21 protein-coding genes and 2 tRNA genes are annotated in these 26,297 nt (G+C 54.4%); 17 read left to right on the plus strand and 6 right to left on the minus strand.

Features of this window, described 5'->3' with window-relative positions:
• Positions 1–153: 153 nt before the first annotated feature.
• Positions 154–1,623, plus strand: a complete 1,470-nt coding sequence (locus CXF87_RS06700; protein ID WP_101146055.1) for a catalase — start codon at positions 154–156, stop codon at positions 1,621–1,623.
• 65 nt (positions 1,624–1,688) lie between these two features.
• Here CXF87_RS06700 and dusA read toward each other — a convergent pair whose 3' ends face one another.
• A complete protein-coding gene (gene dusA / locus CXF87_RS06705) occupies positions 1,689–2,702 on the minus strand; it encodes a tRNA dihydrouridine(20/20a) synthase DusA (protein ID WP_101146056.1) in 1,014 nt (337 codons plus the stop codon).
• Positions 2,703–3,029: 327 nt separating this feature from the next.
• Here dusA and CXF87_RS06710 point away from each other — a divergent pair, with 327 nt between their 5' ends.
• Positions 3,030–3,299 (plus strand): hypothetical protein, encoded by a 270-nt coding sequence (locus CXF87_RS06710; protein WP_008958573.1) that lies wholly within the window; start codon positions 3,030–3,032, stop codon positions 3,297–3,299.
• A 144-nt stretch (positions 3,300–3,443) separates the two neighbouring features.
• Here CXF87_RS06710 and CXF87_RS06715 read toward each other — a convergent pair whose 3' ends face one another.
• Positions 3,444–4,250 (minus strand): sulfite exporter TauE/SafE family protein, encoded by an 807-nt coding sequence (locus tag CXF87_RS06715; protein WP_101146057.1) that lies wholly within the window; start codon positions 4,248–4,250, stop codon positions 3,444–3,446.
• A gap of 146 nt (positions 4,251–4,396) precedes the next feature.
• On the opposite strand from CXF87_RS06715, the gene CXF87_RS06720 reads away from it, so the two are divergent.
• Positions 4,397–4,993 carry a hypothetical protein gene (locus CXF87_RS06720; RefSeq protein WP_101146058.1) on the plus strand — a complete coding sequence of 199 codons (597 nt, stop codon included), beginning with the start codon at positions 4,397–4,399 and terminating at the stop codon, positions 4,991–4,993.
• A 5-nt stretch (positions 4,994–4,998) separates the two neighbouring features.
• Here CXF87_RS06720 and CXF87_RS06725 read toward each other — a convergent pair whose 3' ends face one another.
• Complete coding sequence (locus tag CXF87_RS06725) at positions 4,999–5,523, minus strand: helix-turn-helix domain-containing protein (RefSeq protein ID WP_101146059.1); 525 nt, start codon at positions 5,521–5,523, stop codon at positions 4,999–5,001.
• A gap of 303 nt (positions 5,524–5,826) precedes the next feature.
• On the opposite strand from CXF87_RS06725, the gene gltX reads away from it, so the two are divergent.
• The 3 genes from gltX to CXF87_RS06740 all read left to right on the plus strand — a co-directional run bounded on the left by gltX (position 5,827) and on the right by CXF87_RS06740 (position 7,635).
• Positions 5,827–7,308, plus strand: coding sequence for a glutamate--tRNA ligase (gltX, locus tag CXF87_RS06730; RefSeq protein ID WP_101146060.1), 1,482 nt, complete (start codon positions 5,827–5,829; stop codon positions 7,306–7,308).
• Positions 7,309–7,418: 110 nt separating this feature from the next.
• A tRNA-Ala gene (locus CXF87_RS06735) sits at positions 7,419–7,494 on the plus strand.
• 65 nt (positions 7,495–7,559) lie between these two features.
• Positions 7,560–7,635, plus strand: a tRNA-Glu gene (locus CXF87_RS06740).
• Positions 7,636–8,306: 671 nt separating this feature from the next.
• Here the strand turns inward: CXF87_RS06740 and gltA are convergent.
• Positions 8,307–9,593: a citrate synthase gene (gene gltA / locus CXF87_RS06745; RefSeq protein WP_101146061.1), complete on the minus strand. Its 1,287-nt coding sequence runs from the start codon at positions 9,591–9,593 to the stop codon at positions 8,307–8,309.
• A gap of 511 nt (positions 9,594–10,104) precedes the next feature.
• Between gltA and sdhC the strand changes: the two genes are divergently transcribed.
• From sdhC to sucD, 9 genes are all read left to right on the plus strand, one after another.
• Complete coding sequence (gene sdhC, locus CXF87_RS06750; protein ID WP_176303741.1) at positions 10,105–10,482, plus strand: succinate dehydrogenase, cytochrome b556 subunit; 378 nt, start codon at positions 10,105–10,107, stop codon at positions 10,480–10,482.
• Entirely contained in the window at positions 10,476–10,823 is a 348-nt protein-coding gene (gene sdhD / locus CXF87_RS06755; RefSeq protein WP_008958566.1) for a succinate dehydrogenase, hydrophobic membrane anchor protein, read from the plus strand. Before sdhC ends, sdhD begins: the two co-directional genes overlap by 7 nt.
• Positions 10,824–10,827: 4 nt before the next feature.
• Entirely contained in the window at positions 10,828–12,600 is a 1,773-nt protein-coding gene (sdhA, locus tag CXF87_RS06760; protein ID WP_101146063.1) for a succinate dehydrogenase flavoprotein subunit, read from the plus strand.
• Positions 12,601–12,627: 27 nt separating this feature from the next.
• Positions 12,628–13,338 (plus strand): succinate dehydrogenase iron-sulfur subunit, encoded by a 711-nt coding sequence (locus CXF87_RS06765; RefSeq protein WP_101146064.1) that lies wholly within the window; start codon positions 12,628–12,630, stop codon positions 13,336–13,338.
• Positions 13,339–13,703: 365 nt separating this feature from the next.
• Positions 13,704–16,538, plus strand: coding sequence for a 2-oxoglutarate dehydrogenase E1 component (locus CXF87_RS06770; protein WP_101146128.1), 2,835 nt, complete (start codon positions 13,704–13,706; stop codon positions 16,536–16,538).
• A gap of 38 nt (positions 16,539–16,576) precedes the next feature.
• Entirely contained in the window at positions 16,577–18,160 is a 1,584-nt protein-coding gene (gene odhB / locus CXF87_RS06775; RefSeq protein WP_101146065.1) for a 2-oxoglutarate dehydrogenase complex dihydrolipoyllysine-residue succinyltransferase, read from the plus strand.
• A gap of 134 nt (positions 18,161–18,294) precedes the next feature.
• Positions 18,295–19,734, plus strand: coding sequence for a dihydrolipoyl dehydrogenase (gene lpdA / locus CXF87_RS06780; RefSeq protein WP_101146066.1), 1,440 nt, complete (start codon positions 18,295–18,297; stop codon positions 19,732–19,734).
• A 177-nt stretch (positions 19,735–19,911) separates the two neighbouring features.
• Positions 19,912–21,078 (plus strand): ADP-forming succinate--CoA ligase subunit beta, encoded by a 1,167-nt coding sequence (gene sucC, locus CXF87_RS06785; protein ID WP_008958560.1) that lies wholly within the window; start codon positions 19,912–19,914, stop codon positions 21,076–21,078.
• Positions 21,078–21,950 (plus strand): succinate--CoA ligase subunit alpha, encoded by an 873-nt coding sequence (sucD, locus tag CXF87_RS06790; protein WP_008958559.1) that lies wholly within the window; start codon positions 21,078–21,080, stop codon positions 21,948–21,950. Before sucC ends, sucD begins: the two co-directional genes overlap by 1 nt.
• A gap of 81 nt (positions 21,951–22,031) precedes the next feature.
• On the opposite strand, the gene CXF87_RS06795 is transcribed toward sucD, so the two are convergent.
• Positions 22,032–23,057, minus strand: a complete 1,026-nt coding sequence (locus CXF87_RS06795) for a lysylphosphatidylglycerol synthase transmembrane domain-containing protein (RefSeq protein WP_101146067.1) — start codon at positions 23,055–23,057, stop codon at positions 22,032–22,034.
• Positions 23,035–24,153, minus strand: coding sequence for a glycosyltransferase family 4 protein (locus CXF87_RS06800; protein ID WP_101146068.1), 1,119 nt, complete (start codon positions 24,151–24,153; stop codon positions 23,035–23,037). The genes CXF87_RS06795 and CXF87_RS06800 overlap by 23 nt, the downstream gene beginning before the upstream one ends.
• A 316-nt stretch (positions 24,154–24,469) precedes the next feature.
• On the opposite strand from CXF87_RS06800, the gene CXF87_RS06805 reads away from it, so the two are divergent.
• Entirely contained in the window at positions 24,470–24,886 is a 417-nt protein-coding gene (locus CXF87_RS06805) for a CopG family transcriptional regulator (RefSeq protein ID WP_101146069.1), read from the plus strand.
• Positions 24,887–24,945: 59 nt separating this feature from the next.
• Positions 24,946–26,163, plus strand: coding sequence for an extracellular catalytic domain type 1 short-chain-length polyhydroxyalkanoate depolymerase (locus CXF87_RS06810; RefSeq protein ID WP_101146070.1), 1,218 nt, complete (start codon positions 24,946–24,948; stop codon positions 26,161–26,163).
• Positions 26,164–26,297: the final 134 nt, after the last annotated feature.

The following is a 26,297-nucleotide window of genomic DNA, read 5'->3' on the forward strand; positions in this document are numbered from 1 at the left end:
TCGAATGGCAAGTTAGCGCCTCGTTGACTATAACTATGATGGGCTTTGTAAGCGGCTACTAAAATGATAACAAAAGATAAACAGCCAAGCTTTCATCGTACTAGAACGAGTGGCGGCAACACGCCACGTCTACCGTGACATGGAGGAAAAGCGATGACGAGCGATAATACGAAACACACTACAACGGATGCGGGCATACCGGTCACCAGTGATGAGCACTCCCTTTCAGTAGGCCCCGATGGGCCGATCGTTCTACATGATCACTACTTGATGGAGCAGATGGCGGCCTTTAACCGGGAAATGATTCCGGATCGTCAGCCCCATGCAAAAGGCAGCGGCGCCTTTGGTCACTTCCAAGTAACGCACGACGTTAGCCAATATACCAAGGCGGATTTCCTCCAGCCGGGTAAAAAAACCGAGATGTTGGCGCGCTTTTCGACGGTGGCCGGTGAGTCGGGTAGCCCGGACACTTGGCGCGACCCGCGTGGCTTCTCGCTGAAGTTCTACACCGAAGAGGGCAACTTCGACATGGTGGGTAACAATACCCCCGTGTTCTTTGTGCGCGATCCGCTCAAATTCCAGCACTTTATCCACTCACAAAAGCGTCGAGCGGATAACGGCTTGCGTGATCACGATATGCAGTGGGACTTCTGGACGCTTTCTCCGCAATCTGCCCACCAGGTAACCTGGCTAATGGGCGATCGTGGCATCCCTGCCAGTTGGCGCCACATGAATGGCTATTCAAGCCATACCTATATGTGGGTCAACGCTGCAGGCGAGCGCTTCTGGGTGAAGTACCACTTCAAGACTGATCAGGGCATTAAGTGCATGACCCAGGAACAGGCTGATAAGATGGCGGGCGCGGATGCCGACTACCATCGCCGCGACCTGTTCGATGCTATCAAACGTGGAGATTATCCAACCTGGACGCTACAAGTTCAGATCATGCCGTTCGAAGATGCCAAGACCTACCACATCAACCCCTTCGATTTGACCAAGGTATGGCCGCACGGCGACTACCCGCTGCATGAAGTCGGTAAGATGACGTTGGATCGCAACCCCGTCGATTTCCACAGCCAAATCGAACAGGCAGCGTTCCAGCCCAGCAACTCGGTACCGGGCACCGGTTTCTCACCGGATAAAATGCTGTTGGCGCGGGTAATCTCCTACGCTGATGCGCACCGCGCGCGTTTAGGGGTGAACTACCAACATATCCCCGTTAACGCGCCCAAGGTCCCGGTTAACAGCTACAGCCAGGGTGGTCAGATGCGTATTAACCACTCCACCGACCCGGTGTACGCACCTAATAGCAAAGGGGGCGCGCACGCCAACCCGGAAAGGTACCCGGAAGAGGCGGTATGGGAGACGGACGGCGAGCTGGTTCGCGCTGCCTACACGCTGCGCTCGGGTGATGGCGACTTCAACCAAGCCAATGACCTGGTCAATAAGGTAATGGATGATGCTGCCCGCGACCGATTGGTCAACAACATTGTGGGTCACGTTTCCGACGGTGTTGAAGAGCCGGTACTGTCACGAGTATTTGAGTACTGGAAAAACGTCGACCAAACGATCGGCGAGCGTGTCGAGCAGGGCGTAATGGCGAACCGCCGCGAAAACGGCTAGTAAGCCTACGCGACTAGGAAGACGAACCCGCTACGCTTGCGTAGCGGGTTTTTTATACGGTGCACTTATACAACGAGCTCTGGTTCGTTCACCAAGCTAAGCGCGTCATCAAATAGGCGCAACCCTGCGCCTTCTTTATGGGCGTGTTCTGACAAATGACGCCGAAAACGCCGGCCGCCGGGGCAACCCTGAAACAGGCCCAGTAGGTGACGGGTAATGTGGTTCAGCTTCGCGCCTTCATCCAAGCGCTGCTGAATATAAGGCCGGAATGCGTTCGCAGCATCCAAGCGGCTTGCCGCCGGGCCTTTTTCACCAAACAGCTGCTCATCGACGCCTGCCAGCAGCCAAGGGTTTTGATACGCCTCACGCCCCACCATTACGCTATCCACATGGGTAAGCTGTTCTTGGCACTCGGCTAGGGTTTTAATGCCGCCATTAATGCCGATATGCAATTCAGGTCGGCTCTGCTTTAACCGGTGAACGCGGGGATAGTTAAGCGGCGGGACATCGCGGTTCTGCTTGGGCGACAAACCCTGCAGCCATGCCTTACGGGCGTGAACGGTAAACACCTCGCAGCCTGCGTCCGCGACGATAGCGATAAACCGCTCAAGGTCGGCGTCCTCATCCTGGTCATCGATACCAATACGGCACTTCACCGTGACTGGAATAGACACTGCTGCCTGCATCGCCCGCACAGCATCGGCCACCTTTTCGGGGTAACCCATCAGGCACGCGCCAATCATATTGTTCTGCACGCGGTCGCTCGGGCAACCCACGTTCAGGTTGACTTCATCATAGCCCCACGCCTCAGCAATCGCCGCACACTCCGCCAGCTCACCGGCATCGCTGCCGCCCAACTGCAGCGCCAGCGGATGCTCCACCTCGTTATAGCCCAAAAAGCGCTCACGGGGCGTCCCGTGCAAAATCGCACCGGTCGTCACCATCTCGGTATACAGCAGCGTTCGCTTGGTTAAGGTGCGGGCGAAAGCTCTGTAGTCCCTTGTAGTCCAGTCCATCATGGGCGCAACCGAAAAAAGCCGACCCCGATCTGCACTATTTTCTTTAAGTAAATTAGTCATTTAGTAACACTGTTGCTGCACTGAGTGCAGTCATTGCCTCTTAAAACCGTAATTCACGCACCTGATGTACCAAATTGTACCAAGCAGTTTTAACAGCTGATGCCTAAAAAACCTGGTACACCTTGAGAACTTTTTCAGAGGTAGTGTGATGTATGCGCGCCATTGTACGTAAGAAAGGGCGCGCAGCACATAGCAGGGTATATGCCACAGCGCCGTGATTGGGCGAGCATAAATGAAATTCTTTGCTACGCTGGGGGTGTCGCCATGAAGGAAGCGGCTACGGCCCCAGGTTTTAGGGGCGATTTCATTGGATGAACGAGGTGCTAAATGGCTAATTTTACTCAAACGAACATGAGCCTGGATCATTACACTTGGGACGCAGCGCCTAGCGATGATCCACGCGTCACGGGTGAGCCTGACAGCACGCTATTTAACCGCCAGCAGGGTTACGAAGTGCTTTATATGCTGAACACGGTGCTGTCCGCTTCCGCTCCCATCACGGCGCTTCACAAGGGTGAAGAGATGATCCGTGATGAATTGCCGAGTGATACACGCGAGCAGTTGGACGTGAAAAAGTGGCTTGATCAACGCCTGTAATCGTCTGATCGCAGGCACTGTTTCAGGTTAGCGCTCGATAGATGCAAAATGCCCCGGCCATAAAAGATGGTCGGGGCATTTTTTTGGCTGCGCTGCGCACGCACCGCCAAAGGGCGCGCTTGTATTAGCGCTATCCGCTCTTCCTCACGCCGTAAACACCGCATACACCATCTGCAGCGCTAGCCCCATCAACATAAACGCGAATACGCGCTTGAGTAGGGCGACGGGCAGCTTGTGGGCGAGTTTGGCACCAATCGGAGCGGTGAGAATGCTGAACGGCGCCATTAGTAGAAACGCGGGAAGATAAACATAGCCTAGCGCGGCACTAGGCAGCCCGGCTGTACTCCAACCATTAATGATGTAACCCAGCGCCCCGGCAACGGCGATGGGCAGCCCCACGGCTGCCGAGGTGCCAATCGCGCGGGGGAGTTTGACGTTGCACCAGGTGAGGAAGGGCACCGTGAGTGAGCCGCCACCAATCGCCACGAGCGCTGAAATGCCACCGATGCCCAGGCCCACACCGCTTACTCCCATCGGGCTAGGTAGGCCGCGGTTCGGTTTGGGCTTGATGTTTGCCAGCATCTGGAGTGACATTAGCACCATAAAACAGGCGAAAAAGATGGCTAGGCTACGGGTGGGGATCAGCGCGGCGATAAAGGTGGCTAAAAACGTGCCGACTAAAATGCCGGGGGTAATAAACCGCACGATGTCCCAGCGCACCGCCTTGTGCCGATGGTGGGAAAGCAGACTGGCGGTAGACGCAGGAATAATAGACGCCATGGCAGTGCCTAACGCCAAGTGGGCGAGATGTTCATGGGGCACACCTTGAAGTACAAATAGCGACGTTAAAATCGGCACCATAATGCCACCGCCGCCAATCCCTAATAAGCCTGCCATCAAGCCAACAAAGCCGCCGAGTGCTACATATGCCAACCACCAGATGATGTCCAAGTCCGCTGCTCCTAAAAGTGTCTTGTTAGCACGATAAGCACATTGTACCGGAAGCGGCGCCTGTAGCGGGGCCAAAGTCGAGTATTCGACTGTGGTAGCGGCGATGCAGTGGTAAGCTGCAGGACAAGTAATGTTTCGGAGTTCGTATGCGCAAGGTAATAGGCAATGTTGGCATTTTGGTAGTGGTAGTTGCGCTATTGGCAGGCTGTAGCGACATGGAGGAGCCGTCAACTGACACAGTTTCCTCCGCGCAACCTGAGGCCACCCCTGAAGCCCCGGTGACGGAGTCGGAAATTGCTGAGGTAGAAGTAGAGCCGCTTGTTGTCGAGATATCGACGCAGGTCGCCTTACGTAACGATCGGCGCTTAATGGTGGAAGGCAAAAGCAACTTACCGGATGGCACCCAAGTACGCATTGTAGTCGAGCGTGAGATCAGCCGGGTGCGTTGGCAGGCAAGAACGCAAATCGAAAATGGCCAGTTTGCAGCCGGCCCGTTTGGCTCTGGCAGTGGGCTGCCCGATGGAGGCTACGATGTCCGCGTAGAAGTTTCGGAAGGCAGCGTGCAGCCAGTCGCCGTGCAGGCGCGTATTGGCCACGAGGGCCAGCACCTGGCGGGAGAGCTTGTCAGCCAATCCCGCCACGGGCTGGGCCAGGTGGCCACCTACTCACAGCGTTTCTTGGTGGGGAGTGAGCCAAGGCAAACGCGTGACCAGGTGGAGGTGCTAGAGAGTCCGGGGAGGTAGACGCTTTAGGCAGGATGCCAATGGGCTAATAGTACTGCATGAATCGATGTGTCGCTGGGGGCTTTGGCGAAGTGCTCAATGACGAAACGATCGTCGCGTTGCACTACGTAGTGGCCCGCTTTATGAAACACATGGGTAGGCCCGAGCAGCAGTAAATCACCAGCGTTAACGGGCGAAAAATCTGTGCCTTGGCCGGGTGTTGCCATCACACAAGGCGCTTTCCAATCGATATTCAGCGGCAAGTGATTGGGCACTTTAATGGTCGTTGCCTGTACCTGTTCCCAGGGGAGGGGGCCAGTATGGGTCAACGTTAATAGCTCGGGTGCGCTATCACCTTCCAATAGTGTTGCCAGGGAACAGTCGAGGGCGTCAGCGAGCGCAACTAAACGCTCGTGACCGATCTGTTTGATCGCCCCGGATTCCCAATAAGAAATGGTGACATCTGACACGCCAACTTTGCGTGCAAGGGCAGCTTTGTTGAGCTTGGCCCTAAGCCGCAGTTGCTTGATCCGTGAGCCTAGCGATTCCATTTCGTTTTCCTGTAGATGAGCCAAAAAAGCTCGTGAATGTTTTCCACTATAGTCGACTTTTTCAATATAAATAGTGGCGCTACTAACATACGTTATTGCGCTGCTTCAGTCTTGAGGTATGTGCTCAAGGTGTTGCTGCAGTGCCATACTAAGCGATTGTGCTTTAGCGCGCATTAGTGGACAAATAACGTTGAGTTAATTTCTCTGACGCTTTCGCACGCTAGTTGTTCCCTGCGTACCGCTGTTGGTTGCGCCTAAGGTGCGTATAATATCGCCATGCATTTTTGCCAATAGGACGTTTTCATGACCGTACGTACTCGCATCGCGCCTTCTCCGACCGGGGACCCCCACGTTGGTACGGCTTACATTGCGCTTTTTAATCTGTGTTTCGCGCGCCAGCATGGCGGCCAATTTATCCTTCGTATTGAAGACACTGATCGGGTGCGTTCTACGCCTGAATCAGAGCAAATGATTCTCGATTCGTTGAGCTGGCTGGGTCTTGAGTGGGATGAAGGCCCTGATGTGGGTGGGCCCCATGGCCCTTATCGGCAAAGCGAGCGTGGCGACATTTATGCCCAACACGCTCAACAACTTTTGGATGCCGGCCATGCGTTTAAGTGTTACCGCACTAGCGAAGAGCTAGACGAGCTGCGTGAGACGCGCAAAGCCGCCGGTTTGCAGCTGGCCTTAAAGCCCGCGGATTTAGCGCTGGATGCACAAGAGCAAGCCCGCCGTGAGCAAGAGGGCTGGCCTTATGTGGTGCGCATGAACGTGCCCGCCGAAGGCGTATGCGTTGTTAAGGACATGCTGCGCGGCTCGATTGAGGTGGAGTGGGCGCAGGTGGATGCGCAAATTCTGCTTAAATCGGACGGCATGCCGACGTACCACTTAGCGAACGTTGTTGATGACCACTTGATGGAAATTACCCATGTATTGCGTGGGGAAGAGTGGATTAACTCCGCACCAAAACATCAACTGCTGTATGAGTATTTTGGTTGGCAAATGCCGCAACTTTGTCACATGCCGCTGCTACGCAACCCGGATAAATCGAAACTCTCCAAGCGTAAAAACCCGACCTCGATCAACTATTACCGTCGAATGGGCTTTTTACCCCAGGCTGTTACCAACTATTTGGGGCGTATGGGCTGGTCAATGCCTGATGAGCGCGAAAAATTTAGCCTCCAGGAAATGATGGCAGAATTTGATGTGCAGCGTGTTTCGTTAGGCGGGCCAGTATTTGACCTTGAGAAGCTCACTTGGTTGAACGGCGTATACATCCGTGAAGACTTAGATGACGATGCTCTGTTGAGCGCACTGCGTGATTGGGCGTTCAACGAAGCCTACGTAAAACAGATATTGCCGCAGGTGCGGCCACGGGTTGAGACGCTCTCCCAAGTCATGCCATTGGCAGGGCACTTCTTCTCGGGCTTACCGGCACTGAGTAAAGAGTCCTTTGAGAGTGTGAAGCTTGAGGAAGAAGAGTTGGTAAAACTACTCCAGTTCCTTGTTTGGCGGTTTGAAGGCGTCTCAGCTTGGAATAAAGAGGCACTGCTGAGCGAAGTTAAGCTCCTGTCTGAGCATTTTGATTTGAAAATGAAAGCGTTTCTGGCGCCAGTGTTTATTGCGATTACCGGCAGCACCTCCAGCACCTCGGTGATGGATGCCATGGCGATTCTTGGCTCCGATGTTACCCGGGCTCGCCTGCGCAGTGCGATAGAGGTATTGGGCGGCGTTTCCAAGAAACAGGCCAAGCGTTTTGAGAAGGAGTTCCGTGAAATCGCTTAACCGCGATTGATATAGCATTAGCGCCAATTTCTTATCCTTGGGAATTGGCGTTTTTGCTGTTGACGAAGACCCGCATAATCAGTATTATACGCTCCGTCTTCGCGACATGTGGGGCCTTAGCTCAGCTGGGAGAGCGCAACACTGGCAGTGTTGAGGTCAGCGGTTCGATCCCGCTAGGCTCCACCAATTCCGTAGCATGTGAATAGTTGCTCGGGAAGGCACGCTTTTAGCGTTATGTGTTTGTGTTATACGTCCCATTCGTCTAGTGGTCTAGGACACCGCCCTTTCACGGCGGTAACAGGGGTTCGAACCCCCTATGGGACGCCACTACTTACCACCTCCTCTCTACTGTTATTTTCCTGGCAATGAGTCCTCTCATCTGCTGGATTTTTGCGTTCCCGCCGTTCACAAAAAAAGCTACAAATCGCCACTTTTTGAGCGATTTTATGCTTGACTTGTCCACTTTTGCGATTCTGATTTTAAGGTTGTGCACAACCCCTTGTTGTTGACGCAAAAAATCTTTAACAGAACTTAAATCTTTTAAAAACAACAACTTATATTAGATCAAAAAATGACCAATTTAAGGCTGGCCCACTGACCATGGCGATTGCGGGACGTTTTGAAGTGGTTGTGAACAGGGTTATCCACAGATAGTGTGGAAAACCCTGAGCAAGGCCGGAAAGTAAAAAAGTCAAGCGATATTAGGAGGCGCTCAGGCGTTTTAATGGTGGTGATTTAGCGCAATGACTGATTCAAAATTGACTAATTTATGATGGTATCCAGCGAAGTCCACTGGTGGTGATTACCGCGGGCATCATAGTAGGTCGTCAGGCGATGATCTTGCTCATGCTCGTTGGTGTAGCGGCGCAAGCTATAAACCGTGTAGAAGACGTTGTTGGCTCACGTCGCTGGTAGATAGCTTGATGTAATGCCAGCGTGGAAGGGGTCATACGCAAAAGGCCACCCGAAGGTGGCCTTTGATCAAGCGGGGTGCTGATTTATTTTTTCGGGTAGTCGCGCTGGTCGTGGCCAATGTAGAGCTGACGCGGACGGCCGATTTTGTAGCTTTCGCTGAGCATTTCGTTCCAATGGGAAATCCAGCCAATGGTACGCGATACTGCAAAAATCACGGTGAACATATTGGTGGGGATGCCCATTGCTTTCAAAATGATGCCTGAATAGAAATCAACGTTCGGATACAGCTTACGCTCGATGAAGTATTCATCTTCAAGGGCGATCTGCTCAAGACGCTTGGCAATTTTGAGCTGCGGGTCGTCGGCCATGCCGAGCTCTGCGAGTACTTCGTCGCAGGTCTCTTTCATTACCTTGGCGCGCGGATCAAAGTTGCGATAAACACGGTGGCCGAAGCCCATTAGCTTGAACGAGTCGTCTTTATCCTTGGCTTTATCAACAAAGCGCTGGATGTTCTCTTCGGAGTCTTCGCCGATTTCGTCAAGCATGGCCAGTACGGCTTCGTTAGCACCGCCGTGAGCGGGGCCCCAAAGTGCCGCAATACCTGCGCTGATACAGGCGAACGGGTTAGCGCCCGTGGAACCTGCCAGGCGTACCGTAGAAGTAGAAGCGTTCTGCTCGTGGTCCGCATGCAGCATAAAGATGCGGTCCATGGCTTTCGCGTATACCGGGTTGATTTTGTACTCTTCGCACGGGTTGCTGAACATCATGTAGAGGAAGTTCTCTGCATAGCTCAGGTCGTTGCGCGGATAGTTGAACGGCTGACCCACATTATACTTGTGCGACATGGCCGCCAGCGTCGGCATTTTAGCAATCAGACGGATAGCGCTGATGATACGGTCTTCTTCTTGAGTGATGTCCATATGGTCATGATAGAAAGCGGCTAGGCCACCAACTACGCCACAAAGGATAGACATCGGGTGCGCGTCGCGGCGGAACCCTTTAAAGAAGTTGTTGATCTGATCGTGAACCATGGTGTGGTTACGAATGCGCGATTCAAAATCAGCGTACTGCTCATCGTTAGGTAGCTCACCAAACAGCAGGGTGTAGCACACTTCTACGAAATTAGACTCTTTGGCCAGCTGGTCGATGGGGTAGCCGCGGTGAAGCAGTACGCCCTTGCCGCCATCAATATAGGTGATGGCAGACTGGCAGGAAGAGGTGGCCATGAAGCCGGGATCGTAGGTGAACAGGCCTTCAGCGCCTAAACCGCGTACGTCGATGACGTCGGGGCCAAGTGTGCCGGAATACATGGGTAGCTCGATCGGTTTATCAAGACCGTCTACCGTCAATGTCGCTTTCCTGTCAGCCATGCTGGCCTCCTTTCGAATTCGGGTTGGGACGTAAAGTCATTGCTGCGCATACCGCGCCGGCGAAAAGGCCTGCCCACTATAGAAGTGTGCGACATTTTGTCAATTAGCCTAAGCGCTAGCTGCGTATTGTACGAAAATTGTTATTATGATGAGGTTTGTATAAGAATTAAAAGTCTACAATATGACAAAGCGTTAAAAGTCCGACGATATTTTAACAATAGTTTAACATGAGATGTTAACAGGCTTATCAAATTGCTACTCTATCGTCACTATAGCGATGCTGCAGCGCAAAATCGAATCCGAATGATGGCAATTTTCTTGCACCATAGTCGAGTTAAGCTTGAGTTCGGTTTGTAAGCGAGGGCGAAGGTTCTTATAATCCACGGCGCGCGACCGGCAGGTAGGTGGTCGTGCCCGACTTGGCAACGGCCGAGCCCCTTCCAGCAACCACCGCCCGCTCGGGCCATGCCCGACCTGTCGCAGAGCGGGCCAAGAGAGTGTGTACAAAGCCGTGAATAGCAAACGACCCGTAAACCTAGACCTTACTACGATCCATTTCCCACTGCCGGCCCTGACGTCGATCGCACACCGTATTACGGGTGTCATCCTGTTCGTTGGCCTGATTTTCGCTTTTTGGGCGCTGGGTAAATCCTTGTCATCTCCGGCGGGTTTTGACGCCGTTAGCGATGTACTGGCCAATAATTTCTTGGCTAAGTTCATTGCTTGGGGGCTGTTGTCCGCCCTGGCATTCCACTTTGTCGCAGGCATTAAGCACCTGCTGATGGATGTCGACATTGGTGTGACCCTTGAAGGTGGCGTACAAAAAGCGCAGATCACCGTCGTGGTCAGTGCCGTTCTGATTATTCTGGCAGGAGTTTGGGTATGGTAACTAACATCACAAGTTTTGGCCGTAGTGGGCTTTCTGACTGGCTGATGCAGCGCGTTTCTGCGGTGATTCTGGCCGTCTACACGGTCTTTATCGTTGCCTTTCTGCTGTTTAATCCCGATCTCGATTACTACGCGTGGAGCGGCCTGTTCAACCAAACGTGGATGCGGATTTTCTCGCTATTGGCCTTTGTCGCCTTAGCTGCACACGCCTGGATCGGCCTGTGGACCGTCACCACCGACTATCTCAAGTCCACTCGCCTGCGCGTGGGTGTCCAAGCTGTCATCATCCTGGGCATTTTCGTGTACTTGGTGTGGGGCATTCAAATTCTGTGGGGAGCTTGATTACATGTCTAATCTGCGTAGCCTGACGTTTGACGCCATTATCATTGGTGGTGGTGGCTCTGGCCTGCGAGCCGCTTTGGAACTGGCGAAGTCTGGTAAAAAGACGGCCGTGTTATCGAAAGTTTTCCCGACCCGCTCTCACACCGTATCTGCCCAGGGTGGCATTACCTGTGCGATCGCGTCCGATGACCCGAATGATGACTGGCGCTGGCACATGTACGACACCGTTAAAGGCGGCGATTATATCGCTGACCAGGACGCGGCCGAGTACATGTGTTCTGAAGGCCCGAAAGCGGTATTTGAGCTCGAGCACATGGGGTTGCCGTTCTCGCGTTTAGATAACGGTCGTATTTATCAGCGTCCGTTCGGTGGTCAGTCGAAGAACTTTGGTGAAGGCGGTCAGGCGGCACGTACCTGTGCAGCCGCCGACCGTACCGGCCACGCACTGTTGCACACGCTTTATCAGAATAACTTGAAGAACGACACCGTGTTCCTCAACGAGTGGTACGCGGTGGATCTGGTCAAGAACGCCAGCGGTGATGTGGTTGGCTGTATCGCCATGTGCATCGAGACGGGTGAAGTGGTTCACGTTAAATCCAAGGCCACGGTACTCGCGACCGGTGGTGCAGGCCGTATTTATGCTTCTACTACTAACGCCTTGATCAATACCGGTGACGGTATCGGCATGGCGCTGCGTGCTGGCTTCCCGATGCAGGACATGGAAATGTGGCAGTTCCACCCGACCGGTATTTACGGTGCGGGCACGCTGGTCACAGAAGGTTGCCGTGGTGAAGGTGGCTACCTGATCAATAAAGACGGCGAGCGGTTCATGGAGCGCTACGCGCCGAACGCCAAAGATTTGGCCGGTCGTGACGTTGTGGCTCGTTCGATGGTTATGGAAATCCTCGAAGGTCGTGGCTGCGGCGAGAAGGGTGATCACGTCTTCTTGAAGCTCGATCATCTGGGTGAAGAAGTACTTGGCAAGCGCCTACCCGGTATCGTTGAGCTTTCTAAGACCTTTGCTCACGTCGATCCGGCCAAAGACCCGATCCCGGTCGTGCCGACTTGCCACTATATGATGGGCGGTATTCCGACCAATATTCATGGTCAGGCGATTACCCAGGATGAGAGCGGTAACGATCATATCGTTAACGGTCTGTTTGCCTGTGGTGAAGCGGCGTGTGTATCTGTTCACGGTGCTAACCGCTTGGGCGGTAACTCACTGCTGGATCTCGTGGTCTTCGGCCGTGCCGCTGGCATGTTTATCGAAGGCGCGCTGAACGCAGGCATTGAGTACCTGGACGCTTCCGAGTCTGATATTGAATTCGCCATGAAGCGGATCACGCGCTGGAACGAGTCTGAAGGCGGCGAAAGCATTCCTGAGCTGAAAGCTGAGCTTCAGGACATCATGCAGACTTCCTTCGGCGTATTCCGCGAAGAGAAAAACATGCTGGAAGGCGTCGATAAGCTAGCGCAACTGCGTGGGCGTATTGCTAATGCCCACCTGCCTGACAAGTCCAACGCTTTTAACACCGCGCGTGTCGAAGCGTTAGAGCTTGATAACTTGATGGAAGTGGCAGAAGCGACGGCGATCGCTGCCCTTGAGCGTAAAGAGAGCCGCGGCGCCCACTCGCGCTACGACTATCCAGACCGTGATGACGTCAACTGGCTGAAGCATTCGCTCTTCTTCCCAGCGACGAAAGAGCTGAAAAAACGCGACGTTAACTTCAAGCCGAAAACCGTTGATACGTTCGAGCCTAAGGTTCGTACCTACTAAACGCCGCATAGACGAGAGGGAGTCACTATGTCCAATCTTCAGGTATCCGTATACCGCTACAATCCGGAAACCGACTCCGCACCTTACATGCAGGAGTTTCAGGTCGATACCAAAGGCCGCGATGTGATGGTGCTGGATGTTCTTCATATCATGAAAGAACAAGACAGCGGTTTGGCGTTTCGCCGCAGCTGCCGCGAAGGTGTGTGCGGTTCTGACGGCATGAACATGAACGGCAAAAATGGCTTGGCGTGTATTACGCCTTTGTCAGACGTTGTGAAGAACAACAAGCTGGTGCTGCGTCCGCTGCCAGGCTTGCCGGTTATTCGCGATATGGTCGTCGATATGGGCTTGTTCTATAAGCAGTACGAGCGTATTCAGCCGTATCTGCAAAACGACACGCCGCCGCCTGCCATTGAGCGCCTGCAGTCGCCGGAAGAGCGCGACAAGCTAGATGGCTTGTATGAGTGTATTCTATGCGCCTGCTGCTCAACGGCTTGCCCGTCATTTTGGTGGAACCCAGAGAAGTTCGTTGGCCCAGCCGGTTTGCTGCAATCTTACCGTTTCCTGGCCGATTCGCGTGATACGGCTACCAGCGAGCGGTTGAGCAATCTGGAAGATCCATTCTCGGTGTTCCGTTGCCGTGGCATCATGAACTGTGTGGCGGTTTGCCCAAAAGGCCTTAATCCCACTCGGGCGATCGGTAAAATCCGCGAAATGCTTCTTGCAGATGCTACCTAAGTCTATGACATTTGAGTAAAAAAGCGTGTGCCACTTAAGTTGGGTAATAATGCCACTTAAATCATGGCGCTTCGCTTGTTATCATAGGGTTTGTCACGTGGTGCGGCGTCACGTCGCACCGCTGGTCAGACAAGTTTGAAAGCCGGTGCCTTGGGTACCGGCTTTCGAGCATGAACTGAAGACGAAACACCGTATGACGCGTTAGATGATGAATAGCTTGATGATGTATAGCTAGATGAACAGGGTTTCCGGCCGTTGGCCGGCGCCGCCGGCAAATGTCCCGCCCCGCCGGCAGGGCAATAGCGATGTCGCCGCACGTTTGCGACGATACCGATACCACCCCATCAGTGCAGGGTGACCGAGAGATGCAACAAGGCATAATGGAGTTGATGTGGCGTTCCTCTCACGTTAGTGGCGGCAATGTTCACTACGTGGAAGCGCTTTACGAGCAGTACCTCGCCGATCCTGAGTCTGTCCCTGACGAATGGCGCAGCTATTTTGATGAGTTGCCGCGTCCCGAGGGCAGTGCCTCCCACGATGTTCCACTAAGCCCAGTCCGTGATCAGTTCTACCAGCTGGGGCGCGAAAGTCGTCCGGGCCGTGTAGTCGCCGCTGCCGATAGCGGTGAAAACAAAAAGCAGGTAAAAGTCCTGCAGCTGATTAACGCTTACCGCTTCCGTGGTCATCAAAAGGCCAATATCGACCCGCTAGGACTGCGTAATCCCACCCCCGTCCCCGATCTCGATCTGTCCTTTCATCAGCTCTCAAAAGCTGATTTGGACACCGAGTTCCAAACCGGTTCTTTCTTTTTAGGTATCGACAAAGCGCCATTGCGTGACATCGTTGATGCGTTGGAGCGCACGTATTGCCGCTCCATCGGCTGCGAGATCATGCATATCGTCGATACGGAAGAGAAACGTTGGTTACAGCGACGTTTCGAGTCGGTACGCAGTGCGCCTGATTTCAGTGCTGATGTGCGTAAGCACGTACTGGAGCGTTTGACGGCCGCTGAAGGTTTGGAGAATTACCTGGCATCCAAATATCCAGGTACCAAGCGCTTTGGTCTTGAAGGCGGTGAAACGTTTGTGCCAATGATGGATGAACTCATCCAGCGTGCCGGCGGTTATGGCACCAAGGAAGTGGTTATCGGCATGGCACACCGTGGGCGACTCAATCTGTTGGTCAATATTTTGGGTAAAAACCCAGCTGACTTGATCGATGAGTTTGATGGCAAGAAAGTTATTGAGCGTGGCTCAGGTGATGTGAAGTACCACCAGGGCTTCAGTTCGAACGTCATGTCCCCGGGCGGCGAAGTCCATTTGGCGATGTCGTTTAACCCATCGCACCTGGAAATCGTCGCACCCGTAGTGGAAGGTTCGGTACGTGCACGTCAGGACCGTCGTAACGACGAAGAGGGTAGCAAAGTGCTGCCGATCAACGTCCACGGCGATGCGGCGTTTGCCGGTCAAGGCGTGGTGATGGAGACATTCCAGATGTCCCAGACCCGTGCTTATAAAACCGGTGGCACGATTCATATTGTGATCAACAACCAGGTGGGCTTCACCACATCACACCCACTGGATGCTCGCTCTACCGAATACTGCACTGATATTGCCAAGATGGTTCAAGCGCCTATTTTTCATGTCAATGGCGATGATCCTGATGCAGTGCTGCACGCTACCCAAGTTGCTCTTGACTATCGCCAGCAGTTCAAGAAAGACGTGGTGATTGATCTTGTTTGCTACCGTCGTCGTGGCCACAACGAAGCTGACGAGCCGTCAGGCACGCAGCCGATGATGTATGCCAAGATCAAAGATCACCCCTCTGCGCGCTCGCTTTATGCCAAGCGCCTGGTTGATCAGGGTGTGCTCTCTGAAGAGTCTGCCAAAGCGATGGTTGAAACCTATCGTGATGACCTGGTGGCGGGCAACCACGTAGCCAATGCGTTGGTGCAAGAGCCCAATGCCTCTCTATTCGTTGACTGGGCGCCTTACCTGGGCCACGAGTGGACCGGCGATGCAGACACAACGATTGATATGAAGCGTCTGCAGCAGTTGGCTGCCCGTATGTGCGAGGTGCCGGATGGCGTCGACGTGCAGCGTCAAGTGGCCAAGATTTATGAAGACCGCCGTAAAATGCAGGCCGGTGGGCTGGGGCTTAACTGGGGCTTTGCTGAAACGCTGGCCTACGCCACGCTGCTCGATCAGGGGCATCCGATTCGGATTACCGGGCAAGACGTCGGGCGCGGTACGTTCTCCCACCGTCATGCGGTGGTGCATAACCAGAAAGACGGTTCCACCTATGTGCCGCTGCAGAACATGGCCGATGGTCAGCCGCGTTTCACCATTCATGACTCCTTCCTTTCGGAAGAAGCGGTACTGGCATTTGAGTATGGCTACTCCACCACAGCGCCGAATGATTTGGTGATCTGGGAAGCCCAGTTTGGTGACTTCTTCAACGGCGCCCAGGTGGTCGTTGACCAGTTCATATCTTCAGGTGAAACGAAGTGGGGCCGGGTGTGTGGTCTAACCATGCTGTTACCCCACGGGTATGAAGGCCAGGGCCCGGAGCACTCTTCGGCGCGCTTGGAGCGCTTCCTGCAAATGTGTGCTGAGCACAATATGCAGGTGTGCGTACCGACGACCCCCGCACAGATTTATCATCTACTGCGTCGTCAGGTGATTCGTCCGCTGCGTAAGCCGCTCATCGTAATGACGCCTAAATCACTGCTGCGTCATAAAGAAGCGACGTCGAGCCTTGAAGATCTGGCCCACGGCAAGTTCCATATGGTGCTCGCTGATCAAGCCGATCTTGCGCCTGAGAAGGTGACCCGCGTTGTGCTTTGTGCTGGCAAGGTCTACTACGACTTAGCCGCTTGGCGCGCCGAGAATGAGCGTCATGACACGGCAATCTTACGTCTTGAACAGCTTTATCCCTTCCCGAAAGAAGAACTTCTGGAAGCGCTGCAAGGCTATACCAACGTAGAAGACATTGTGTGGTGCCAGGAAGAGCCGCTTAATCAGGGCGCTTGGTACTCCAGTCAGCACAATATGCGTGCAGTGGCCGATATGCTGAAAGATGGCTTCGGACGCGAGTTGAAATTTGCAGGACGTCCTGCCTCTGCTGCACCAGCAGCTGGCTATATGTCCGTCCATACTGAACAGCAGCGCCAGCTGGTGGAAGACGCTTTTAATTTATAAGCGGCCACCGGATTTAGAGAACACATAAGGGAAACGACATGGCTACTGAGATCAAAGCGCCAACCTTTCCGGAATCCGTTGCCGAAGGCACAGTGGCGGCGTGGCATAAAAAGCCGGGTGACAGCGTTGAGCGTGACGAGCTGATTGTTGAGATTGAAACCGACAAAGTGGTGCTTGAAGTCGTCGCACCGGAAGCGGGTACCCTGACCGACGTTATGGCCGAAGAGGGCGATACCGTCGAGTCAGAGCAGGTGCTGGGCAAAATCGGTGAAGGCAGTGCGTCAGGCAGCAAAGAAGAGAAATCTTCTAGCGATGACAGCGCTGAAAAAACCGAAGAGAAAGCTGACGCAAAACCGTCTGAAGAGAAGCAAGAAAAGCCTGCCGGTGGCGGCAAGCAACATGACGTCAAAGCCCCCAGCTTCCCTGAGTCGATTCAGGAAGGCACCGTGGCCACTTGGCACAAAAAGGTTGGTGAAGCGGTCAAACGTGATGAAGTGCTGGCCGATATCGAAACCGACAAAGTTGTGCTGGAAGTCGTGGCACCGGCCGATGGCGCCCTGGCTGAAATCAAAGCTGAAGAGGGTAGCCAGGTAGAGTCCGAAGCGATTCTTGCGACCTTCACTGAAGGCGCTGGCGGTGACAGCAGTGGCGGCGATAGCGGTGGCGATTCAGCCTCCGCGAAAGCAGACAGCAGCGATGACGATGGCGCCGATGAGAAAGTCGGTGACAAAATCCTCGCTCCGGCCGCGCGTAAAATGGTTGCCGAGCATGATCTGGACGTTGCCAAGATCGAAGGCACCGGCAAAGGTGGTCGCATTCTGAAAGAAGACGTTCAGAAAGCGGTCAAAGACGGTTCTGCCAAGAAAGCAGCGAAATCGTCGGCACCGGCCAAATCAGCCGCTGCACCGGCGGCCGAAGGCGAGCGCATCGAGAAGCGCGTGCCGATGAGCCGTTTGCGTCAAACTATCGCCAAGCGCTTGGTTCAAGCGCAGCAAACCGCGGCGATGCTGACCACGTATAACGAAGTGGACATGACTGAGATCATGGCCCTACGTGCGCAGTACAAAGAGACGTTCTTAAAAGCGCACGATATTAAGCTGGGCTTTATGGGCTTCTTTGTAAAAGCCGCTTCTGAAGCGCTCAAGCGGTTCCCGGACGTTAACGCCTCGATCGACGGCACCGACATCGTCTATCACGGTTACCAAGATATCGGCGTAGCGGTATCCACCGACCGTGGTTTGGTCGTGCCGGTACTGCGTGACACCGACAGCATGAAAATTGCTGACGTCGAGCGTAAAATTGTCGATTTCGGCAAGCGTGGCCGTGACGGCAAGCTGGGCATGGACGACATGATCGGCGGTACCTTCACGATCACCAATGGCGGCACCTTTGGCTCGCTGATGTCGACTCCGATCATCAACCCGCCGCAAACCGCCATTTTGGGCATGCACAAGATCCAAGATCGTCCGATGGCAGTCAACGGCAAGGTCGAGATTCGTCCGATGATGTATCTGGCGCTCTCTTATGACCACCGCATGATCGACGGCAAAGACGCCGTTCAGTTCTTGGTTACCTTGAAAGAATTGCTGGAAGACCCGGCACGTCTGCTGCTGGATGTCTAAAGTATAAGCGTCATCGTTATTGAAATAATGATTGAGTACGCTACTGCTTAACCAGGATTTAACTGCACTCGCACACAGCCTCCCACCCGGTTCACGTTAAAATGGGGGGAGGCCAGCAAGCTAAAGGAGCCAACATGGCTGATAAGTTTGATGTGATCGTTATTGGTGCCGGCCCTGGCGGTTACGTTGCCGCCATTCGTGCCGCACAGATGGGCCTGAAAGCGGCCTGTGTTGAAAAATGGATTGGTAAAGAAGGCAACGTTGTTCACGGCGGCACCTGCTTGAACGTAGGCTGTATCCCGTCTAAAGCATTGCTTGAAGCGTCACACAAGTTCGTCGAAGCCAAGCACGATTTCGATGACATGGGTATTCAGGCTGGCGACGTTTCGATGGACGTTACCAAAATGATGGCGCGCAAGGACAAGATCGTTAAGAACTTGACCGGCGGCATCTCTGGCTTGTTCAAAGCCAACGGCGTAACGGCGATCGAAGGTACCGGTAAAGTGGTTTCCGGTAAGCAGGTTGAAGTCACTGATACTGATGGCAAGACCACCACTTACGATGCCGATAATATTGTTATCGCAGCGGGCTCCGTACCGGTAGAAATTCCGCCGACGCCGCTGACCGAAGGTCTGATCGTTGATTCAACCGGCGCGCTGGAATTCACCGAAACGCCCAAGCGTTTGGGTGTCATCGGTGCCGGTATCATCGGTCTTGAGCTTGGCAGCGTATGGAACCGCCTCGGCTCTGAAGTCACTGTGCTTGAAGCCATGGACTCTTTCCTGCCGATGGTGGATGCCACCGTTGCCAAAGAGACGCAGAAGCTGCTCAAGAAGCAGGGGCTGGATATCAAACTGGGCGCTCGCGTGACCGGTTCTGAGGTCAAAGGCGAAGAAGTCGTTGTGAAGTACAGCGATGCCAACGGCGAACAAGAGATGACGTTTGATAAACTCATCGTTTGTGTCGGCCGTCGCCCATACACCAAAGGCGTGATTGCCGACGGTGTTAGCGTTGAGCTGGATGAGCGTGGCTTTATCTTTGTTGACGACCAGTGCCGTACCAACGTCCCGGGCGTTTACGCCATCGGTGACTGTGTACGCGGCCCGATGCTGGCGCACAAAGCCTCTGAAGAGGGCATCATGGTGGCGGATATCATCGCTGGCCATAAAGCCGAGATGAACTACGACACGATTCCCAGCGTCATTTATACCTACCCTGAAGTGGCTTGGGTCGGTATGACTGAGCAAGACGCTAAAGCGAAAGGCATCGAAGTCAAAACTGGTACCTTCCCGTTCGCGGCAAGCGGCCGTGCGATGGCTAACAACGCCACCGAAGGTAGTGCCAAAATTATCGCCGATGCGGAAACTGACCGTATTCTCGGTATGCATATCGTAGGTCAACACGCTGGAGAAATGATCGCCCAAGGCGTGATTGCCATGGAATTCGGTTCTAGCGCCGAAGATCTGGCCCTGACCTGCTACGCGCACCCGACCATGTCGGAAGCTGTTCACGAAGCAGCGCTTGCGGTGGAAGGCCACGCGATTCATATGGCCAATCGCAAGAAGCGTAAGTAATTCAGTAAGCAACAACGAAGCGCCACCTCTAGGTGGCGCAACACTTTCGGCTTTGTCTTAATTTGCAAAGATCGAAAGAACGGGGATGGCCCGTTCTTTTAAGACCGTTCTTGTAAGGCTGCTCTTAAAAGGAAACGGGTCATCGTTCGAGTCACATGCAACCAATGGCATGAATCGATGAATCTTCACGAGTATCAAGGTAAACAGCTGTTTGCCGATTATGGTCTACCAGTGTCTAAAGGCTTTGCAGTCGACACTCCCGAAGAAGCGGAAGAGGCTTGCAAAAAAATCGGTGGTGACATGTGGGTGGTTAAAGCCCAGGTGCACGCCGGTGGCCGTGGTAAAGCGGGTGGCGTTAAGCTGATCAAAGATCCTGCTGAAGCCAAAGCATTTGCTGAAAAGTGGCTAGGCAAAAACCTGGTGACCTTCCAGACTGACGAAAAAGGTCAGCCGGTTGCCAAGATTTTGGTTGAAACCTGCACTGACATCGCCGATGAGCTCTATCTCGGTGCCGTTGTCGACCGTACTACCCGTCGTGTGGTCTTCATGGCCTCTACCGAAGGTGGTGTAGAGATCGAGACGGTTGCAGAAGAGACGCCGGAAAAGATTCTCAAAGCTGAAATCGATCCGCTGGTCGGCGCACAGCCGTACCAAGCGCGTGAGCTAGCCTTTGCGCTGGGCCTGAAAGGCGACCAGATCAAACAGTTCACCAAGATTTTCTTAGGTCTGTCTCAGTTGTTCCACGACAAAGACCTGGCCCTGCTGGAAATTAACCCGCTGGTCGTCACTGAAGAAGGCAATCTGCACTGCCTCGACGCCAAACTGGGTCTGGATAGCAACGCGCTATACCGTCACCCTGACCTGCAGGCCATGCGTGATCCTTCGCAAGAAGATCAGCGTGAAGCCGATGCGGCGAAGTGGGAACTTAACTATGTCGCGCTTGATGGCAACATCGGCTGCATGGTTAACGGCGCAGGTTTGGCCATGGGTACCATGGACATCGTCAACCTGAGCGGCGGCAAGCCCGCTAACTTCTTGGACGTTGGCGGCGGCGCCACCAAGGAGCGCGTGGCAGAAGCGTTCAAAATCATCCTGTCGGATGACAATGTTAAAGCCGTACTGGTTAACATTTTCGGCGGTATCGTACGTTGCGACATGATTGCTGAAGGCATTATCGGTGCCGTTGAGCAAGTGGGTGTCAATGTACCGGTAGTCGTACGTCTGGAAGGTAACAACGCCGAACTGGGTGCTGAAAAACTGGCATCTAGCGGTCTGAACATTATCGCGGCTACTAGTCTGACCGACGCGGCTCAGCAGGTCGTTAAAGCGGCGGAGGGCAAGTAATGAGCATCCTGATCGATAAGAACACCAAGGTCATCTGCCAGGGCTTTACCGGTGGCCAGGGCACGTTCCACTCCGAGCAGGCGATTGCCTATGGCACGAAGATGGTCGGTGGTGTTACGCCGGGCAAAGGCGGCCAAGAGCACCTCGGTCTGCCCGTTTTCAATACCGTGAAAGAAGCGGTAGCGAAAACCGGCGCGGAAGCCAGCGTCATCTACGTACCGGCGCCGTTCTGTAAAGACTCAATCCTTGAAGCGGCCAACTCCGGTATCAAGCTGATTGTGTGCATCACTGAAGGCATCGCTACGCTCGACATGCTCGAAGCGAAAGTGAAGTGTGACGAGCTGGGCGTACGCCTGATCGGTCCGAACTGCCCCGGTGTTATCACCCCAGGCGAATGCAAAATCGGCATCATGCCGGGTCACATTCACCAGCCGGGCCGCGTCGGTATCGTATCTCGTTCTGGTACCTTGACCTATGAAGCCGTTAAGCAGACTACTGATCACGGTTTTGGTCAGTCTACCTGTGTGGGTATCGGCGGCGACCCGATTCCGGGCTCTAACTTCATCGACATCCTTGAGATGTTCGAGAAAGACCCGAAAACCGAAGCCATCGTTATGATCGGTGAAATCGGCGGCACGGCGGAAGAAGAAGCCGCGGCTTACATCAAAGCCAACGTTTCCAAGCCAGTGGTTTCCTACATTGCCGGTGTGACTGCACCTCCTGGCAAGCGTATGGGCCACGCGGGCGCAATCATCTCTGGCGGTAAAGGCACCGCTGACGAGAAGTTTGCTGCGCTAGAAGACGCCGGTGTTAAAACCGTACGCTCTTTGGCTGAAATCGGTGATGCGCTAAAAGAAGTGACTGGCTGGTAAGCCATGAACGTTTAGCTGCACGCTATAAGGGCGCCCCGAGGGGCGCCCTTATTTATTTCTGCGTGCTATTTAATAATACTGCTAGGGTGTCGGTGAGCGACGCAGCATGCGATAGCTATACAGCACAAACAGCGGTGCGCCTGCCGCCAAGTAAAGATGGTAGCTGACCAGCCGCCACACCAATACCGCTGCGGCGGCCTGTTCGCGTTCCATTAGCGGCAGCAACAGACCACCCACACCCACCTCCGCAGCACCCGCCCCGCCAGGTAGAAAGCTAAGTTGACTCGCGGCCATCGCCAGCATTTGAGTCAGGAAGGTCCAAATCCAATCTGCATGACCGCCTACTCCCAGTACCGCCAGATAAAGCAAGCTATAGCGCATTAGCCAATGGGCGGTGGTCAACAGCATCATAGCGAGAAGCGTCGTACGCGGCAGCTCTAGCGTCACCTTGAGCGCATGTCGACAGCGCAGTAGGCGCCGTGCAAGCCAGCGTCGCTGATACTGGCTTGGCCACGGTGTATTCACGCTAGGGGAGCGCAGTAGGCTTGGTAGATAGCGCATGACCACACTCACCAGCGTCGCCATGAACGCTAACCCCACCAGCGCCCACTGAACGAGCGATTGGTGTGGCCACTGGGCGTCGCTGAACACCGAAAAGAGCACCAGGCCGCTCAACATGGCCAGGAAGAACAGTAAGTCACAGCCTTGATCAATCAGAAACACTGCCGCGCCTTTGGCCGGTGGAAAGCCGCGCCGTGCAAGCAACAACAGCAGGGTCGCCGGGCCACCGCTGCCACCTGGTGTGGCGCACAGCGCAAACTTAGACGCCAATTCAATCCCTAGCGCACCGCGCTGGCCGAGCCTGCCGGCACGGCCGCCCAGCATCAGTCGAAGCCTTGCTGCATTTAGGTTCCAGCACAGAAAGGCCATTACCAGCATCAGTAGCAGCAACCCAAGCGGAAAGTGTTTGACGCGCTGAAGCGCCTCGGCTCCACCCAGCCAGGCGGTGAGCACCAGTGGCGCAATCAGCGCCAAGGCAATCATCACGCCGTGGATAGGCCGCCACTTCAGTAGCTGGCGACGGCTAGTGGTGTTGGTGGAGTGCATAGGGTTGGCTGCCGTGGCAAAGCTGCTGATAGTGCTCAAGCAGAGAGTGCATAACGCCATCCCAGTTGAAATGACGCTCGACATGGCGACGCGCATAGCGCCCGCTAGCAGCGACATCATTACTAAACAGCGCTAGACAGGCCTCAGCCATGGCAGTGGGGTCGAGCGGCTTGCATAAAATACCCGCACCCAGCGGCACGTTTTCGGCCAGCGCCCCGGCCCTGGCTGCCACCACTGGAATGCCGCAGGCCATGGCTTCCTGAGCAACTAAGCCGAAAGTTTCGCGGGTGCCTGCGTGCAGCAGAGCATCACTACTGGCCAGTGCTTTGGCTACCTCGTGGGCACCACAACAGCGATCCACAATGGTGACGTTGCTGGGTACGTGATGCGGCATGCCTGGACCCATCAGCAGCAAATGGTAATCGCTGCCTAGCTGACGCATCGTTGAAAGCAGTACATCAATATTTTTCTCGCGTGAGTTACGTCCCACAAAGATCAGCAGCTTTTTATCGCTGGGTATGCCCATGGTCTGTCGGAAGGTGGGGTCACGCTGCTGGGGATTAAATTGCGCTAAATCGACCCCCAACGGCTGAACGCGAACATTATCGACGCCCCAGTCGCGCAGCCGATCTGCCATCGCGTTACAGGGCGCCAATACGCTATCGAACCGACTATAAAGGTCCGCTACATAGCGGGTTAAGCGCTGCTCAACGTAGCGCCCCAAGCGATCACCCATCAAACGTGGCAGATCAGAGTGATAGAAGCCCACCACCGGCACGCCGAGTCGCTGCCCCGCGGCTAACGCCGCCCATGCCGTTACGTACGGGTCGCCAGCCTCGATGAGGTCAGGCTTTAGATCAACCAGGGCATCCCGCCAGGGGGAGGAGCGTAATGGAAAACGATAGCCCTGGCCTAAAGGCAGGTGTAGCGCTGGTAAGGTGTGGTGATCGCCCAAACTATCGCGCTCCGCGCCCGGCACCAGCAGGCTGGTGCGCAGTTGGGGGATGCGCGAAAAAACACGGTGTTTGGCCTGTAAATAGGTACGCACACCACCGCTGGCGGGTGCATGGAACATCGTCACATCGGCAATGTGCAAGCTAACCTCCAACCATAAAGATTGTCATCGTTTCACCATAAAGGAGAAATAAGTCAGTTCAGCGACAGTTGAGCCGAGGCTTTTATTTCCTGTTAATCCCTTTCAACGCCTCTTGCCATCACACCTATTCCATCTGATGGCTTGGTAATGAGGAATCGTTTTATTTGGATTATTTGTTGACTCTTAGCAGGGCTAGACTAATATACCATCCATATGGATGGTGAATGGAATCCATTTGGATGTTGTTTGAGTGTTATATAGATGTTTTAAGCCAAGCGAAAGGTGTCTGGCTACTAAGCACAACGAGGAACGACACATGAGCGTGCATGAAATGCGCCGCAAGGGCGGTGATTCAAGTGAGAAAATCACTATCAACCTTGGGGTGGTCGACCTGGGGCAGATCGATCTGTTGGTTCAGGAAGGTTTTTACTCCAACCGGACCGATCTGATTCGCACCGCTATCCGTAACCAGTTGTTGACCCATGCCGAGGTCGTTAAGGAAACCGTGACCCGTAAGGCGTTTGTATTGGGTCTTGAGCATTACAGCCGTGCGGATTTAGAGGCCCTGCAGGGAGCCGGGGAGAAACTCCAGATCCAGGTGCTGGGCATGGCCAGCATTGCCGACGACGTAACGCCTGAGCTTGCCCTCGCCACCATTGAATCCGTCGTGGTCCTGGGCGCCTTGAACGCCAGTAAAGCGGTTAAGGCTGCTCTGGCAGATCGCATCCACTGAAGAGCTCAGGCTCACTCAATAAACACTGACTAAGCAATCATTGAATAAGGATATTGAAAATGATCGATGCCACGATGACGAAGCGAATGGAAGAAGCGACGCGGCTAACCCGTGCGGGAAAACTGCAAGAGGCGATGGCTATTCTCCAGGGCAGTGCACCCGAATCGAGAGGCGCTGAAACGCCGAATACCTCTTACCGGGAAGGCAATACCTTCGACGGGACCTGCGAGGTCATCGACGAAGAAGCCACTGAATCTAAGCCAGAGCCTACTGAGTCGCCAGCCGACGCATTTACGCCCGGCGATATTAAGGTGCCTGCTGCATGGCGCGACAAGTGGATGAAGTTTCGTGCTGGCATGGCACAACCCGAGCAAGCCTCGCCTGAGTATGCACGGAGCGAGGAGCCACAGCCTGGGACGTTCACTGCCGGTCGTTATACCAGCCACGTGGGCTCGCGTGATTACAAACTGTATATCCCCAGCGGCTATACCGGTCAGGCACTGCCGCTGGTGGTGATGCTGCATGGCTGTACGCAGAACCCTGATGACTTCGCTGCCGGAACCGAGATGAACCGGCTGGCCGAAGAGCAGCTGTGTTGCGTGCTCTATCCGGCTCAGCCGATGACCGCCAATAGCTCGAAATGCTGGAACTGGTTTAAAGCCGAAGACCAGCAGCGCGAGGGCGGTGAACCCGCGATTATTGCGGGCATGACGCGCCAGATCATTGAGACCCATGGCCTTGATGGTTCCCGCGTCTATGTCGCAGGCCTTTCAGCAGGTGCCGCCATGGCAACCACCCTGGCGATGACCTACCCGGATCTGTTTGCGGCGGTGGGCGTGCACTCCGGGTTACCCCACGGTGTGGCTCAGAGTCTTCCCGATGCCTTGGGCGCAATGCAGGGTGGCACGGGGCCTCTTGGCGGTGGTAAAGCGAAAGGGGCCGGTTGGGCATCGGAAGTGCCCGCGATTATCTTCCATGGCGATCGTGACACTACCGTGCACCCCAGCAATGCGGATCGCGTGGCCGCCCAGTACGACACATCGCGCCAAGCGGGGGCGACGGTGGAGCAGGGGAAAGTGGCTAATGGTCATGCCTATACGCGTACCACACACCACAATGCGAAGGGCGAGCCACACATGGAACAATGGCGCATTCATGGAGCTGGCCACGCCTGGTCAGGAGGCAGCACCCAAGGCAGCTATACCGACCCGAAAGGCCCCGATGCTACCAAGGAAATGCTGCGTTTCTTCTTTCAGCATCAGCAGGCTGGCTCTTAGAAAGGGAAAGCAGGAGCAGAAGCTATGCTCGGCCTATCGTAAGTCCTAACGCTGTATGAGAGTCGTCCTGGAAATTAGCACAAGCTAGTTAAATATATATTAGTGATATTTGTATATATAGAACTAAAGTTTAA

This window comes from Halomonas sp. MES3-P3E, assembly GCF_002836035.1.
Lineage (GTDB): Bacteria > Pseudomonadota > Gammaproteobacteria > Pseudomonadales > Halomonadaceae > Vreelandella > Vreelandella arctica.

Coding starts and splice junctions, on each gene's coding strand:
- CXF87_RS06700 (WP_101146055.1), top strand. CDS start 154: ATGACGAGCGATAATACGAAACACACTACAACGGATGCGGGCATACCG.
- dusA (WP_101146056.1), bottom strand. CDS start 2,702: ATGACTAATTTACTTAAAGAAAATAGTGCAGATCGGGGTCGGCTTTTT.
- CXF87_RS06710 (WP_008958573.1), top strand. CDS start 3,030: ATGGCTAATTTTACTCAAACGAACATGAGCCTGGATCATTACACTTGG.
- CXF87_RS06720 (WP_101146058.1), top strand. CDS start 4,397: ATGCGCAAGGTAATAGGCAATGTTGGCATTTTGGTAGTGGTAGTTGCG.
- CXF87_RS06725 (WP_101146059.1), bottom strand. CDS start 5,523: ATGGAATCGCTAGGCTCACGGATCAAGCAACTGCGGCTTAGGGCCAAG.
- gltX (WP_101146060.1), top strand. CDS start 5,827: ATGACCGTACGTACTCGCATCGCGCCTTCTCCGACCGGGGACCCCCAC.
- gltA (WP_101146061.1), bottom strand. CDS start 9,593: ATGGCTGACAGGAAAGCGACATTGACGGTAGACGGTCTTGATAAACCG.
- sdhD (WP_008958566.1), top strand. CDS start 10,476: ATGGTAACTAACATCACAAGTTTTGGCCGTAGTGGGCTTTCTGACTGG.
- sdhA (WP_101146063.1), top strand. CDS start 10,828: ATGTCTAATCTGCGTAGCCTGACGTTTGACGCCATTATCATTGGTGGT.
- CXF87_RS06765 (WP_101146064.1), top strand. CDS start 12,628: ATGTCCAATCTTCAGGTATCCGTATACCGCTACAATCCGGAAACCGAC.
- CXF87_RS06770 (WP_101146128.1), top strand. CDS start 13,704: ATGCAACAAGGCATAATGGAGTTGATGTGGCGTTCCTCTCACGTTAGT.
- odhB (WP_101146065.1), top strand. CDS start 16,577: ATGGCTACTGAGATCAAAGCGCCAACCTTTCCGGAATCCGTTGCCGAA.
- lpdA (WP_101146066.1), top strand. CDS start 18,295: ATGGCTGATAAGTTTGATGTGATCGTTATTGGTGCCGGCCCTGGCGGT.
- sucC (WP_008958560.1), top strand. CDS start 19,912: ATGAATCTTCACGAGTATCAAGGTAAACAGCTGTTTGCCGATTATGGT.
- sucD (WP_008958559.1), top strand. CDS start 21,078: ATGAGCATCCTGATCGATAAGAACACCAAGGTCATCTGCCAGGGCTTT.
- CXF87_RS06795 (WP_101146067.1), bottom strand. CDS start 23,057: ATGCACTCCACCAACACCACTAGCCGTCGCCAGCTACTGAAGTGGCGG.
- CXF87_RS06805 (WP_101146069.1), top strand. CDS start 24,470: ATGAGCGTGCATGAAATGCGCCGCAAGGGCGGTGATTCAAGTGAGAAA.
- CXF87_RS06810 (WP_101146070.1), top strand. CDS start 24,946: ATGATCGATGCCACGATGACGAAGCGAATGGAAGAAGCGACGCGGCTA.